Annotated in this window: 1 protein-coding gene; it reads left to right on the forward strand. The window is 71.4% G+C overall.

Features of this window, described 5'->3' with window-relative positions; translation table 11 throughout:
• The first annotated feature begins 290 nt into the window (after positions 1–290).
• A complete protein-coding gene (locus GT354_RS04210; RefSeq protein ID WP_346011839.1) occupies positions 291–920 on the forward strand; it encodes a methyltransferase domain-containing protein in 630 nt (209 codons plus the stop codon).
• Positions 921–934 lie beyond the last annotated feature (14 nt).

A 934-nucleotide genomic window follows, 5' to 3' on the forward strand; every position in this document is an offset into this window, starting at 1 on the left:
CGCTGACGCGCCGAGACCGCAGCCGATCCACCCGGCCCCGGGCCCGGGCCGGCCAAGGCCGAAGGTGCCGGCCGGAGCCGGGCCGCGCGCCCGGACCCCGTCGCCCCGAGATGCCGTACAACCGCAGCCCTCCGCCAACGGGGCGCAACGAACGGTGCAGGTGGAATCCGTCCCGGACGCCACAAGCGCAACCGCAGCGTCTCCTCTCTCACACACACGAACCTGCGGCATCGACAGCGGTCCGGAAAACCGTTCGTGGCGCCCAGTGGTGCATCGCTAGCCTGCCGGGCGTGGACGAGGTCGATAACCCCAAGGATGTGGTCCGGCGAGGCTACGACGCGCTGTCGCTCCGCTATGACCAGGAGTTCGGCGGCGCGACGAAATACCGGTCGTGGCTGGACGAGTTGCGCGGGCACCTCCCCGCGACCGGGGCCCGCGTTCTCGATCTGGGCTGCGGCAGTGGCGTGCCCGTCGCGCGTACTCTGGCCGACGCCGGACACCATGTCACCGGGGTCGACATCAGCGAGGTCCAGATCCAGCGGGCCCGGCGGCTCGTTGCGCAGGCCGAGTTCGTTCGGGCCGACGCCACGGCGGTGGACTTTGCCGCAGCCTCGTTCGACGCGGTCGTCTGCCTGTACGCGCTCATCCACATCCCGCTCCCCGAACAGCCCCCACTCCTGCACCGGATCGCGACGTGGCTGCGCCCCGGTGGCCGGTTCCTCGCCACCACCGGTCATCGGGCCTGGACCGGCACGGACGAGAATTGGCTGGGATCGGGGACAACCATGTGGTGGAGCCACGCCGACGCCGCCGACTACCGAACGTGGCTCACCGAGGCCGGCCTGACCGTCGACCAGGAGACCTTCGTCCCGGAAGGCGACACCGGCGGCCACACCCTGTTCAGCGCCCACCGACCCTGACGGCCACCGCCGAC

It is taken from the genome of Streptomyces sp. SID3343, assembly GCF_009865215.1.
Classification (GTDB): Bacteria; Actinomycetota; Actinomycetes; order Streptomycetales; family Streptomycetaceae; genus Embleya.